Origin of the sequence: Streptomyces sp. NPDC014727 (assembly GCF_043083485.1) — a bacterium.
In the GTDB taxonomy this organism is placed as follows: Bacteria; Actinomycetota; Actinomycetes; order Streptomycetales; family Streptomycetaceae; genus Streptomyces.
The window spans coordinates 1-13,451 of record NZ_JBIBYR010000033.1 but is presented as its reverse complement, the minus strand read 5'-3'; the positions used below and the strand labels follow the sequence as shown (position 1 = coordinate 13,451).

8 protein-coding genes are annotated in these 13,451 nt (G+C 72.0%); 3 read left to right on the top strand and 5 right to left on the bottom strand.

Annotated features, from left to right (window positions below):
• The first annotated feature begins 109 nt into the window (after positions 1-109).
• From ACF1B9_RS32805 to ACF1B9_RS32795, 3 genes are all read left to right on the top strand, one after another.
• Positions 110-2,956 (top strand): YbhN family protein, encoded by a 2,847-nt coding sequence (locus ACF1B9_RS32805; protein WP_391741616.1) that lies wholly within the window; start codon positions 110-112, stop codon positions 2,954-2,956.
• Between the two features lie 261 nt (positions 2,957-3,217).
• Positions 3,218-4,822 (top strand): alpha/beta hydrolase, encoded by a 1,605-nt coding sequence (locus ACF1B9_RS32800; protein ID WP_391741614.1) that lies wholly within the window; start codon positions 3,218-3,220, stop codon positions 4,820-4,822.
• A gap of 179 nt (positions 4,823-5,001) precedes the next feature.
• Positions 5,002-6,582: an alpha/beta hydrolase gene (locus ACF1B9_RS32795; RefSeq protein WP_391741613.1), complete on the top strand. Its 1,581-nt coding sequence runs from the start codon at positions 5,002-5,004 to the stop codon at positions 6,580-6,582.
• Between the two features lie 84 nt (positions 6,583-6,666).
• On the opposite strand, the gene moeZ is transcribed toward ACF1B9_RS32795, so the two are convergent.
• The 5 genes from moeZ to ACF1B9_RS32770 all read right to left on the bottom strand — a co-directional run bounded on the left by moeZ (position 6,667) and on the right by ACF1B9_RS32770 (position 13,194).
• Positions 6,667-7,845: an adenylyltransferase/sulfurtransferase MoeZ gene (moeZ, locus tag ACF1B9_RS32790; protein WP_114246509.1), complete on the bottom strand. Its 1,179-nt coding sequence runs from the start codon at positions 7,843-7,845 to the stop codon at positions 6,667-6,669.
• A gap of 82 nt (positions 7,846-7,927) precedes the next feature.
• Positions 7,928-8,752, bottom strand: a complete 825-nt coding sequence (locus ACF1B9_RS32785) for a spherulation-specific family 4 protein (RefSeq protein ID WP_391741612.1) — start codon at positions 8,750-8,752, stop codon at positions 7,928-7,930.
• A complete protein-coding gene (locus tag ACF1B9_RS32780; protein WP_376217821.1) occupies positions 8,740-9,705 on the bottom strand; it encodes an NAD-dependent epimerase/dehydratase family protein in 966 nt (321 codons plus the stop codon). Before ACF1B9_RS32780 ends, ACF1B9_RS32785 begins: the two co-directional genes overlap by 13 nt.
• 155 nt (positions 9,706-9,860) lie before the next feature.
• Complete coding sequence (locus tag ACF1B9_RS32775; protein ID WP_391741611.1) at positions 9,861-11,267, bottom strand: hypothetical protein; 1,407 nt, start codon at positions 11,265-11,267, stop codon at positions 9,861-9,863.
• 85 nt (positions 11,268-11,352) lie between these two features.
• Complete coding sequence (locus ACF1B9_RS32770; RefSeq protein ID WP_391741610.1) at positions 11,353-13,194, bottom strand: DUF3492 domain-containing protein; 1,842 nt, start codon at positions 13,192-13,194, stop codon at positions 11,353-11,355.
• Positions 13,195-13,451 lie beyond the last annotated feature (257 nt).

Genomic DNA, 13,451 nt, shown 5'->3' with positions numbered 1-13,451 from the left:
AGTGCACCCTGATGCCCTCCTGTGTCGCCGGGCCGTGCCACCATCGTGCGGGCGGTGACCGGTGATACGAGAACACGAAGACCAATCAGAGGCGACGAAGGAGCAGGGCGTGCAGCCACCGAAGGCGGCGGACGCCCCTGATGCCGAACCGCACCCGGACACGCCCGACGGGCCCGCCGAAGAGCCCGGTGCGGAGCAGGAGACTTCCCGTGCGGAGCAGGAGACTTCCCGTGCGGGGCAGGGAAAGCCCGGTGCGGGGCAGCAGGCACTCCCCGGGCATCTGGCCGGCTCGACGCTCTCGACCACCGCGGCGGAACAGGCCGAGCGCGTCTCGGGGGACGAGCCTCTGCTCCCCGCCCGGGTGCACCGGCCCTCCGATCTCATGCGGCTCCTCATCGGTGTCCTGGCGATCGTCGTCCTGTTCTCGATCGCCGCGTTCGCCCACGGCACGACCACCGGTCTCGAACAGGACATCAACAAGGGCACCGGCCAGGCACCCGACATCCTGATCAAGATGGCCGGTCTGGTCTCCAGCATCGCCGTGCTCCTCGTTCCCGTCGCCTTCGCCATCGAGCGGCTGATCAAACGCGACGGCCTACGGATCGCGGACGGCGTGCTCGCCGCCGTGCTCGCGCACGGCGTCACGCTCGCCGCCGATCTGTGGGTGGCGAAGTCCGCACCCGGCACCATCCAGGACGCCCTGACCCAGCCGCAGCCCGGTGACGCGCTCACCGATCCCGTCCACGGCTATCTCGCTCCCGTGATCGCCTATATGACGGCGGTCGGGATGGCGAGACGGCCGCGCTGGCGGGTCGTGTTGTGGGTGGTGCTGCTGCTCGACGCGTTCGCCATGCTGGTCGGCGGCTACACGACCCCCTTCTCGATCGTCCTCACCGTGCTGATCGGCTGGACCGTGGCGTACGGCACGCTGTACGCGGTCGGCTCCCCGAACGTACGGCCGACCGGCCAGCACCTGATGGCCGGACTGCGCCATGTCGGCTTCCACCCGGTCACCGCGATGCGCGCCGAGGACACGCCCGACTCCGGCGACCAGAACGACCGGGGGCGCCGCTATCTGGTCACCCTGGAGGACGGCCCACCCCTGGATGTGACGGTCGTCGACCGTGAGCAACAGGCCCAGGGCTTCTTCTACCGGGTCTGGCGCAGGCTCACCCTGCGCGGCATCACCCAGCGCCGCTCCATCCAGTCGCTGCGTCAGGCGCTGGAGCAGGAGGCGCTGCTCGCGTACGCGGCGATCGCCGCCGGGGCCAACGCGCCCAAGCTGATCGCCACCTCCGAACTCGGGCCCGACGCCGTGATGCTGGTGTACGAGCACATCGGCGGCCGTTCGCTGGACGCGCTGGAGGACTCCGAGATCACCGACGAACTGGTGCGCGGGGCCTGGCGCCAGGTCAAGGCGCTCCAGTCGCGGCGGATCGCGCACCGCAGGCTCACTGGGGACGCCATCCTGGTCGACCGTTGCGGCAAGGTGTTCGTCACCGATCTGCGCGGCGGCGAGATCGCGGCCGGTGATCTGGTCCTGCGGATGGACGTCGCCCAGTTGCTCACCACCACCGGCCTGCGGGTGGGCGCCGAGCGGGCCGTCGCCGGCGCGCTGGAGGTGCTCGGTCCTGATGCCGTCGCGGACTGTCTGCCGCTGCTCCAGCCGATCGCGCTGAGCCGCTCCACCCGGGCGACCCTGCGCAGGCTCGCCCGGGAACGCTCGCAGCGCGAGCGCGAGGCGGTGCTCGACGCGTCGGACGCGGCCAAGCGCGCCAGGGCGCTCGAACACGGGGCGGCCCAGGACACGGCCGCCGCCGGTACGGGGCCCGCCCGCGCGGCCGACCACCATGCCGCGCGCAAGGCCGCCCGGAAGTCGCTGCGCAACCAGAAGCAGGCCGAGAAGCGGGCCATGGACGACGCCCTGGAAGAGGCGCGCGAAGAGGATCTGCTCTCCCAGATGCGACAGCAGGTGCTGCTGATCCGGCCGCAGGCACCGGTCGAACCGGTCCGGCTGGAGCGCATCAAGGCACGCACCCTGTTCAGCTGCATCGCCGGCGCGATCGCCGCGTACTTCCTCATCTCGCAGGTCACCCAGGCCGACTTCGGCGCGGTCGTCGAGCAGGCGGAGTGGGGCTGGGTGGCGGCCGCGGTCGGCTTCTCGGCCCTCAGCTACGTCGCGGCGGCGATGAGCCTGCTGGGCTTCGTTCCGGAACGGGTGCCGTTCGGCAAGACCGTGCTGGCACAGGTCGCCGGCTCCTTCGTGAAGCTCGTCGCCCCGGCCGCGGTCGGCGGCGTGGCACTGAACACGCGCTTCCTGCAGCGTGCGGGAGTACGTCCGGGGCTCGCCGTGGCGAGTGTCGGCGCCTCGCAGCTGTTCGGTCTCGGCTGCCACATTCTGCTGCTGGCGGCGTTCGGCTATCTGACCGGTACGGAGAAGACCCCGTCCTCGCTCACCCCGTCCAGGACGGTGATCGCCGGGCTGCTGACGGTCGCGGTGCTGGTGCTGGTGGTGACGGCGGTTCCGTTCCTGCGGAAGTTCGTGGTGACACGGGTGCGGTCGCTGTTCGCCGGAGTCGTGCCGCGCATGCTCGACGTGGTGCAGCGTCCGCAGAAGCTGCTGACGGGCATCGGCGGGATGCTGCTGCTGACCGGCGTGTTCGTGATGTGTCTGGACGCGTCGGTCCGGGCGTTCAGCGGTCCCGATGTGCCGCGGCTCAGTTACGCGAGCATCGCGGTGGTCTTCCTGGCCGGCAACGCGCTGGGGTCGGCGGCGCCCACACCGGGCGGAATGGGCGCGGTCGAGGGCGCGCTGACGCTGGGGCTGATCGCGGTCGGCCTGCCGAAGGAGGTCGCGGCACCGGCCGTTCTGCTCTACCGGCTGCTGACGCTGTGGCTGCCGGTGCTGCCCGGCTGGCTCTGCTTCAACCATCTGACCCGCAAGGGCGAGCTCTGACGGCCCCTCGGCGGCCGGACGGCTCGTCCGGGGCACCGGTCCGCCGGACGCGAGCCCGGTCGGCCTCCCCGACCCCGGCCGGGCGTCCGCAAGCCCTGCCCTGCCGGACGCGAGCCCGGTCCGCCCTCCCCGACCCCGTCGGACGTCCGCAGGGACGGCGTCCGACATCCGCAAGACCAGTCGGCCGATCGGGCGAGAGACCCGCCACCCGCTTGGACCGTGCCCCGTGCACCGGTCCGGTTCCCGCCGCACGATGGGGCCATGAGGACCTCCCCCGCCCTGCGTGCCGCCGCTCTCGCCGCCGCCGTCACCGTGCTCCTTCCCCTCACCGCCTGCTCGGAGAGCGGCGACAAGGACGGCCCGGACGGGCCCCGGAGCTCTCCCCTCGCGGAGCACGCCGCCGACGCGAGCACCTCCGGCGACCTCGCTTCCCAGAAGCTCGTCTGGAAGCCGTGCCCTGCCCCGTCCCCGGCACAGGGCAGCGGGAATGCGCCGACGCCGCTGCCTGGCGGGACCCCCTGGGAGTGCTCCTTCATGAGGGTGCCGCGCGATTACGCGAAGCCGCACGGAGAGACCATCGAGCTGGCACTCATCCGGGCCAGGGCCAGGAACACGGACAAGCGGATCGGCTCCCTCATCTTCAACTTCGGCGGCCCCGGCGCCTCCGGTGTGGCCACCCTGCCCGCCTTCGGCGCCGACTACGAAAAGCTTCGCTCCCGCTACGACCTGGTCAGCTTCGATCCGCGCGGGGTCGGCCGCAGCGCGGGCGTGGAGTGCGAGACCGACCAGCAACTCGATGTCCGCTACGAGAGCGACGGCACTCCGGACACCGCCGCCGAGGTGAATACCTTCGTCAAGGACACCAAGATGTACGCGTTGGCCTGCAAGAAGAACTCCGGCAAGGAACTCCCCTACGTCGGCACCACCAACGCCGCCCGCGACATGGACCTGATGCGTCAGGTGCTCGGCGACAAGAAGCTGTACTACTTCGGCATCTCCTACGGCACCGAACTGGGCGGCGTCTACGCCAACTTGTTCCCCAAGAACGTCGGCAGGTCGGTGCTGGACGGGGTGGTGAACCCGACCCAGAACTATGAGCAGTCCTCACTCAGCCAGGCCAGGGGGTTCCAGCTCGCGCTGGACAACTTCACCAAGGACTGCGCGGCCCGCGGCGAGGCCTGCAAGCTTCCCGGCGCCACCGGGAAGGAGGTCGAGCAGGGGATCTCCGGCCTTCTCGCCAGGCTGGAGAAGAAGCCGGTCCCGGGGCTCGGGTCCCGGCAGCTGACACAGACCCTGGCCACCACCGGCATCGCGGCCGCCCTCTACTCCAAGGAGACCTGGCCGCTGCTGGAACAGGGTGTGGACGAGGCCGACGGCGGGAACGGCGCGCTGCTCCTCGCCCTCGCCGACTCGCTGAACGGCCGTTCCGAGAACGGTCGCTACAACAACTCGATGGCTGCCAACGCCGCCATCAACTGCGCCGACTCCAAGCAACGCTTCACCGCGGATCAGACCAAGGCGAGACTTCCGGAGTTCCGCGCCGCCTCGCCGCTCTTCGGCGACTATCTGGGCTGGGGCCTGATGACCTGCACCGGCTGGCCGGTGGCGGGCGCCTGGGAGACCCCGGACGTCAGCGCCCCCGGCGCACCCCCCATCGTCGTCATCGGCAACACCGGTGACCCGGCGACCCCGTACGGGGGAGCGAAGGCGATGGCCGACGCGCTGGGCAAGGGTGTGGGGGTGGAGCTGACGTACGAGGGCCAGGGGCACGGCGCGTACAACAGCGGCAACGCCTGTGTGCAGAAGACCGTGAGCGCCTATCTGCTGGACGGTACGGTTCCGGCGGCCGGCGCCGTCTGCAAGTGAGCGACCGGCCCGAGACGCCCTGGATGCATGGGGCACGAGCGTCGTCGACACGGAGGACTTGATCAAAGGCGAAGTCCTCCGGCGTGGTGGCGGTGTCCGGGCTCCACACCGCACACGGCCTAGCATGGACGCACTTTCTGTACGTCGTTGTGAACCCGCACATCGGGGAGGACGCACACGTGGTCGGACACGCACGCGCCGGGGCTCTGGCCGGCGCCGCACTTCTGCTGACGGGCCTGCTCGCGGGCTGTGACAGCGGTACGGACGACAAACCGGCCGACCGGACGGACGCCGGTGCGGCGTCCACGTCCGGCGGTTCGTCCGCCACGCCGGACGGGCGGCCGGGCTCACCCCGGCTGCCGGCGGCCCTCACCTCCCAGCAGGTGGACTGGAACAGCTGCAAGGCCCCTGCGGGCGGCAGCGAACCAGGCGACGACTGGCAGTGCGGCACGGTCGAGGTGCCGCTGGACTACGCGAAGCCGGACGGCGACACCATCGGGATCGCGGTGATCCGCAAGAGCGCGCGGGGCGAGGCCCGGCGCCTCGGCGCGATGCTGTTCAACTTCGGCGGCCCCGGCGGTTCGGGAGTCTCGATGCTGCCGCGGCTCGCCGACTCGTACAGCAAGCTCAACACCCGTTACGACCTGGTGAGTTTCGATCCGCGCGGGGTCGCGGCCAGCGCGGGAGTGAACTGCCGTACCGACAAGGACACGGAGGACGCCAACCGGAAGGTCGACATGACGCCGGACACGCCGGCGGAGGAGGCGGCGTTCATGAAGGACGGCGCGGACTTCGGCGCCGGCTGCGAGCGCCGCTCCGGCAAGGTACTGCCGTACGTCGGTACGGCCAACGCGGCCCGGGACATGGATCTGATCCGTCAGGTGCTGGACGAGAAGAAGCTCAACTACTTCGGCATCTCCTACGGCACGGAACTCGGCGGCACCTACGCCCACCTCTTCCCCGAACACGTCGGCCGGACCGTCCTGGACGCCGTCGTCGACCCGACCGCGGACGCGGTCGGGCACGCGCGCAACCAGGCGACCGGTTTCCAGCGGGCACTGGAGAACTACCTCAAGGACCGCGGCCAGGACCCGAAGAGCGGAACGCAGCGCATCGCCCGGCTGCTGGAACGCATCGACAAGAAGCCGCTGCCGACGAACTCGGGCCGTGAGCTCAACGAGTCGCTGGCCCTCACCGGCATCGTCATGCCGCTCTACTCCAAGAGCAGCTGGCCGTATCTGACCCGGGCGCTGGACGAGGCCGAGAAGAGCGGCACCGGCACCATGCTGCTGCAGCTGGCCGACGCGTACAACGGCCGTGACAAGAAGGGGCACTACGACACCCAGAACCACTCGCAGCGCGCCATCTCCTGCGCGGACAGCAGGCTGCGGCCGACGGCGGCCGAGGCGCGGGCCCTGCTGCCCGAGTTCCGGAAACTGTCCCCGGTGTTCGGGCCCTTTCTGGCATGGGACACGGCCGGCTGGTGCGCACAGTGGCCGGTGAAGGGCGAGCACGACCATCCGGAGGCGAGCGCCCCCGGCGCCGGTCCGATCCTGGTCGTCGGTACGACCGGCGACCCGGCGACGCCCTACGAGGGCGCCCGGAGGATGGCGCACGAGCTGGGCAAGGGCGTCGGCATCATGCTCACCAACAAGGGCGAGGGGCACGGCTCGTACGGCGAGAGCGCGTGCGTGACGGCGACCGTGGACGCGTACTTCCTGGACGGGAAGGTTCCGGCGGACGGCAAGACCTGCTCGTGACGCGCGGCGTGTGCACGTCCGAGGGGCCGGTCCGCAGCGCGCGGACCGGCCCCTTCGGCAGGTGTGTGCCGGTACGGCAATCGTTCAGTACACCGGCTTCTCGGGCTCGATCTGGTTGACCCAGCCGATCACGCCGCCGCCCACGTGCACCGCGTCGGCGAAACCCGCCGACTTGAGGACCGCGAGGACCTCGGCGCTGCGGACACCGGTCTTGCAGTGCAGGACGATGCGCTTGTCCTGCGGGAGGTCCTGGAGGGCGTTGCCCATCAGGAACTCGTTCTTCGGGATCAGCCTGGCACCGGGGATCGAGACGATCTCGAACTCGTTCGGCTCACGGACGTCGATGATCTCGATCTTCTCGTCCGCGTCGATCCACTCCTTGAGCTGCTTGGGAGTGATCGTGGAGCCGAGGGCCGCCTCCTGGGCCTCCTCGGACACGACGCCGCAGAAGGCCTCGTAGTCGATGAGCTCGGTGACGGTCGGGTTCTCGCCGCAGACCGCGCAGTCGGGGTCCTTGCGGACCTTGACCTGGCGGTACTGCATCTCCAGGGCGTCGTAGATCATCAGCCGGCCGACCAGCGGGTCGCCGATGCCGGCGAGCAGTTTGATGGCCTCGGTGACCTGGATGGAGCCGACCGAGGCGCAGAGCACACCGAGCACGCCGCCCTCGGCGCAGGAGGGGACCATGCCCGGCGGGGGCGGCTCCGGGTAGAGGCAGCGGTAGCAGGGGCCGTGCTCGGACCAGAAGACGGACGCCTGGCCGTCGAACCGGTAGATCGAGCCCCAGATGTACGGCTTGTTCAGCAGTACCGCCGCGTCGTTGACCAGATAGCGGGTGGCGAAGTTGTCCGTGCCGTCCACGATCAGGTCGTACTGGGCGAAGATGTCCATCACGTTGTCGGCTTCGAGCCGCTCCTCGTGCAGGACCACGTTCACGTACGGGTTGATGCCCAGCACCGAGTCCTTGGCCGATTCGGCCTTGGAACGGCCGATGTCCGCCTGGCTGTGGATGATCTGGCGCTGCAGGTTCGACTCGTCGACCTCGTCGAACTCCACGATGCCGAGCGTTCCGACACCGGCGGCGGCCAGGTACATCAGGGCCGGCGAACCGAGACCGCCGGCGCCGACACAGAGCACCTTCGCGTTCTTCAGCCGCTTCTGCCCGTCCATCCCGACATCCGGGATGATCAGGTGGCGGGAGTACCTGCGGACCTCGTCGACGGTGAGCTCAGCAGCTGGCTCGACCAGGGGTGGCAGCGACACAGGAACCTCAACAATGCAGGTGGTCGGTTACGTACTTCATCTACGTACGGTTGTTCTTCCGGTAACACTGCCACGCCCCTTCTCATTCCGAGATACCAGGTCCGATCCGCGAGACGATTTCGTCCCAGTAGCTGGGCAGCGCCGCGAATGGGTCTGTTTGTCCGTGTTGATCGCCTCGGTCCGTGAAGAAGATGGTGCCCGCGCCCTGCCAGCGGGCGATGCGCATGGCCTCTTCGAGGTGGGTACGCGGAACTCCGTGGACGAAGTGCGCGAACCGCTCCGGCGGGTAGGCGGCGGTCCACTCCGCCACCTGCGACCAGCGGTAGTCGGTCCAGGGGCCGGAGAAGGTGACCAGTTGGTCGGCGGCCTCGGCGTAGCCCGGGTGGGGGTGGGTGCCCAGCCCCAGCACCAGCGGACCGATCCCCTCGCCGCGGTCGCCGTGTTCGAGGAGCGTGGCGAGTGTGCTGGTGAGACGGCGGACCGCCGGGAGTCCGGCACGCTCGGCCGGGCACCGGCCGAGATAGAACCCGTCGACGCGGTACCAGTCGAGGAAGGACTGCGCGTCGGCGATCAGCTCCCCGAACGGGCGGCTGCCGAAGGCCAGATCGAGATGGCCGAGCAGCCGCCCGCCCGCCGCGCGCACGGAGTCCTGCGGGGCATCGCCGTGCACCGCCCGCTCCCGTGCGTTGCGGAGCCGGCCCGCGGCCTCCAGACAGTGCGGGTCGGGGCGGGCGCCGGGGCCGGAGTCGATGTTGAGGACCGCCCAGTGCAGCGGGGTGCCGGGGCGGACCAGCTCGGCCCACTCGGTCGGGGCGAGCAGCGGATGCGCGTATCCGGGGATGCCGAAGCCGAGCTGTTCGGCGCCGCTGGTCCGGCGGACGGTGCCGGTGGGGGTCAGATACGGCACGCCGCCTCCATCCAGATGTCGGCGAGGGACTCCTCCAGATTGATCCGGGGGCGCCAGCCGAGCCGGTCCCTGGCGGTGCGCACGTCGGCCTGCTGCCAGGCGCCGCAGCCGTCGGGGTAGGGGGACGGGGTCGCCGAGAGGTGCTCGATGACCGACTCGGTCGAGGTGCGCGGGGCGCCGATGGGCAGCCGGGGCGGGGGCGAGTCGAGCTCGTGGAGCGCGCCCGCGTATCCGGCGACCCTGGCGAGGACGGCGGCCGCGTCCCGGAGCCGCACGGCACGGCCGGTGCCGATGTTGACGACGCCCTGCGCGGCGGAGAGCGAGGCGGCGTGCACGGCGCGCGCCACATCGCGTACGTCGACGAAGTCGCGCTGCACGCCGAGGCCGCTGAGCTTCAGCTCGCCGTCGCCGGACTGCATGGCCCGGCGCATCGCCTCGGCGAGCCTGCCGAGTGGGGAGCCGGCCGGGGTGCCGGGGCCGACCGGGGAGAAGACCCGCAGCACCACCGCGTCGAGGCCGGAGCCGAGGACGAGTTCGGTGGCGGCGAGCTTGCTGACGCCGTACGGGCCGCCAGGGCGCGGAATCGCGTCCTCCGCGGTCGATGAGCCGGGCTGCGAGGGCCCGTACTCCGAGGAACAGCCGACCTGGACGAGCCGGGCCGTACAGCCGCTGCGTCGCATCGCCTCGCAGACGGTGGCGACGGCGACGGTGTTGTGGCGGGTCAGATCGCGGGCCCCGCCCCGGGTGGCACCGGCGCAGTTGACGACGACTCCGGGGTGGACGGCGTCCAGGAAGCGGGTCAGCGCGCCGGGGCTGCCGCCGGCGAGGTCGAACCGTACGTCGGCGTCGTCGCCGCGGCCGAGCGCCGTGAGGTGCACGGCGGGGTCGGCGAGCAGGCGGTCGGCCACGAAACGGCCGAGGAATCCGTTGGCTCCGAGCAGCAGCACCCTCATCGTGCGCCCCCTTGGTGCCGACGGCTGGCTGCCGGTGCGGGGGATTGGGGGGTCATGTCCGGTGTCTCCTTGAGGAAGTGAGGTGCGGTACGGGGACAAGGACCCGCGGCGTCGGCTCCGCGGGGCGTGCGGGTGGTGCGGCTCCGGTCGCGTGGTTACGCGGTGGTGCGGGTTTCGTCGCCGGCGTGGGCTGGGGTGTGGGCGGATGCCCGGGAGAGGGCGACGGTGGCGGTGATCAGCAGCCCGAGCGCGGCTGCGCCACAGGCGACGGCGGGTACGGCTCCGGTGCCCGCCGCCGCGACGAGGACGTCGACGGGGCGGGCGAGGAAGTGCAGACCGGGCAGTCGCCCGGCCAGCACCAGGGCGGGGGCCAGGGCTTCTGCGGCACAGGCGGCGGCGAGTCCGGCGGCGGCGTGCCCGGGGAGGCCGTGGCGGCTGAGCAGCCGGGCCAGCAGGAGCAGCACCCCGAGCGCGGCCGCCCCGACGAAGGAGCCGCCGCCCCCGTATCCCAGGTGGGCGAGGTACAACAGCCCGGCGAGGGCGCCCAGGTGGAGCACGACGGCCCCGAACAGCAGGGGGCGCACGCCTGCGGCGAACTCCTGCAGCGCACGACTGCCGTTGAGTCTGCGGTGTGCGCGGACGGAGAAGAGGTGCGCGCACCAGGCGGCCGGGGCGACGGAGAGGGCCAGCCCCAGCAGCGGTGCGGGGGTGATCGTCCAGGGGCCTTCGGGGCCGCCGCTGAGGACCTGGCCGAGCAGCGCGTCACCGTAGAGGACGTAGCCGAGGAGCCAGCAACTGTAGACATGGGCGGTGCCCGAGGAGCCTTTCCCGGCGTGCAGGGGGCCGCTGCGCAGGCTGAGGACGAGGCCGATGAGTGCGACAACCGCTCCTATAAGGGTGATCACCAGCCGTCCCTGGCCGCCGAGAGCACCCTCCGTGAGCCTCAGCGCTCCGGCGGTCGCGAGGCAGGCAGCGCCCGGTACCAACGCGCGGAGCGTCCAGACGGCGCGTGTTTCGGTGTCACGCTCCGGCGTGCGGAGTCCTGTTGCGGGCTCCCCCGTGACGGCGGGTACCCGGGCGAAGAGCTCCTCGGCGAGCGAGAAGACATCGCGGTGCCGGTAGCGGGCGGCGGCCCGGTCGGTGACGCCATGGGCTTCGAGCCCGGCGGCGATCTCCAGCGGATCGACGGCCCGCTCGCACAGCGCGCGATGGCGGTGCATCAGCGTTTTCACGGGGTCGGCGGGGCCGCGGCGCGAAGCGCCGAGCCTGCGCACCGGAGCGGCGCTCACGACCTCGGGGGCGCGGGGGGCTGCAGCCGGCTCTCCGGTGGGCTGCCCGCCGGAAGTCTCCTCTCCGGCGGGCCGTTCTCCGGCACCCGGCACGTCGACGGACTGCGCTGCGGCGGCTCGCCCCGTGCCGACGTCATCCCCGGCGACTGCCTCCGCGACGACGGCCCCATCGGGCACAACGGGCTCGGAGACCAGGGCCCGGGAGCGGAGGTCCCAGCTTCCGCCCGCTGCCGGTGCGACGGGTGCGTCGGACACCCCGGTCGGGCGGCCCATGGTGATTCCTCCGTCATCGTCGCCGACTGCTCCGGACCGTCCGGGGGCGCCGCCGCGGCCCGGACCGGCCGTCCCCTGTTCCTGTTCATGCATCGCCGCCACCCGCTCCCCGCGCCCCGGCGCAGACGGCCCTGGGCTCGACGGCCCAGCCGGGTGAGCGGTCAGCTGCGGCGGCCGGGGCAGGGGCAATGACCGTCCACGGGCCCTGGACCTGCGCCTCCGGCGGGGTGGCGAACGGGCGCGGTTCGCCGTCGGCGTCCACCGCGTCGGCCTCCCTGTGCACCGGGGCGCGCGAGATCAGCTCCAGGTACATGCCGCGGAATGCCGCGAGGTTCTGCTCGACGGTGAAGAGTTCGATCGCGCGGGCGCGCGCCGCCGCTCCGAGCCGTGCGCGGCGCTCGGGATCGCGCAGCAGCGCGAGGCAGGCGTCCGCGAGCGCCTTGGGATTGCGCGGGGGCACCACCAGCCCGGTACCGCCGATGACTTCGACCACCGCGCCGACGTCCGTCGACACCGTGGCCCGTCCGCAGAACATCGCTTCGACCAGACCGGTGGGGAAGCCTTCGGCCACACTGGACAGGACGACGACCCCACCCGCCGCGTAGGCCTCCGGCAGATCCCGCACCTCGGCTCCGCCGATGTCCTCGAAGGAGACCGGGTTGTCGCCCACGGCGTGTGCGTCCGTGGCCTCGTCGGGGAACAGCTGGGCGGCGAGCGCCCGGCAGTGCGCGAGGTATCCGGCGCCGTCCGGGCCCTGCGCCGCCGCGCCGATGATCCGCAGCCGGGCGTCCGGTTCGGCCTTCCGTACTTCCGCGAAGGCGTGCAGGAGTGCGATCAGGTCCTTGGCGGGCTCGATCCGGCCGACCCACACCAGCGTGTCGTCGGGTCCGCTGTCGCCGCTCTCCCCCAGCGCCGCGAACCGGCCGGACTCCATGCCGGCGTGGACGGTACGCAGCTTCTCGCGTGCGGCACCGCACCGTTCCTGCCAGCGGCGGGCGTGGGTGTCGCCCGGGGTGACGATCGCGGCCTGCCGGTACACCTCGCCGGCCAGCCGCCCGTGGAAGCCGACGAGCAGGGCGCGTACCGGCGCGCTCAGGGGTGAGTCGCTGATGGCGAGGTAGTGCTCCCGCAGCCGCACGCCGTGCTCGGTGACCAGCAGCGGAACCCCGAAGAAGTGTTTGGCCAGCAGTCCCGGCAGGGCCGCGGCCCCGCCCGACGTGGCGTGGCAGAGGTCGACCGCCCCGAGGCTCTCCTCGTCGTACCAGTCGAGGGAGAGCGGGCGCAGCACCTGGTCGATCTCCCGGGCGAAGGCGAGGAGGTCGGGGACGGCGGCGGTCCGGACGATGCGTCCGGTGCCCGGGGCGCGGCAGACGGATTCGAGTACGCGCAGGGCGGTCTCGGAGCGGAGTGCGGCGGGCAGCCCCCCGTGTTCGCGGGCCAGTTCGGCGAGTCCGTACAGGCCCTCGGCGAACCGCGTGTCCGCGACGCCGACGGCCCCGCGCCCCTCGTCGGCGCGTTCACCGGAACCTGCTGCCGCGCCTGCGGTCGCGCCGTCACCACCCGGCGCACCAGGCGCACCCGCCGCGCAGACAGCGGTCACGAGAGCCGTGAAGTGCGCCGCGAACCGCTGCCGTTCGCGCCGCCCGTACGAGCGACCGCCCCCGCCCGTCACCATCCGGGCGAGCAGCCCCTTGGGGACGCGGGTGCCCGGAGTGTCCTCGTCGGCCGTCCACAGCGGTGCCGTGCGCACCCGGCCCACCTGCGTCGGGCGCGGGACCCAGCCCTGTGCCTCCTGTTCGGCGGAGTGGCTGAGCGCGAAGAGATCGAACTCGTGTTGCGCGAGTCCGCGCACCAGACGGTCGCACCAGAGTCCGGACTCACCGGTCGCATACGGGTAACCACCGTCGGTGAGGAGTCCGATCCGCACGAGTACACCCCCGATCTCCCTTGTGGCGGCCGCCGTCGGGACGGCGACTCACAGCGGGACGACCGTAAGCGGATACGCCGGTGGGGGGGGGGGGGGGGGGGGGGGGGGGGGGGGGCGGGGGGGGGGGCGCGGGGGGGGGGCCGGGGGGGGGGGGGGGGGGGGGGGGCGAGCCGTCCGAGCACTCGGGCGAAGAGCGGGGAGGTGCCGGTCGGAGGTATCAGCGGTGGCGCCGACATATTGGTCAGGACCGGAACCGC

What these genes read in the sequence shown, in the direction of transcription:
- ACF1B9_RS32775 (WP_391741611.1), bottom strand. Translation starts at nt 11,267, where the DNA reads ATGGGCCGCCCGACCGGGGTGTCCGACGCACCCGTCGCACCGGCAGCG.
- ACF1B9_RS32800 (WP_391741614.1), top strand. Translation starts at nt 3,218, where the DNA reads ATGAGGACCTCCCCCGCCCTGCGTGCCGCCGCTCTCGCCGCCGCCGTC.
- ACF1B9_RS32780 (WP_376217821.1), bottom strand. Translation starts at nt 9,705, where the DNA reads ATGAGGGTGCTGCTGCTCGGAGCCAACGGATTCCTCGGCCGTTTCGTG.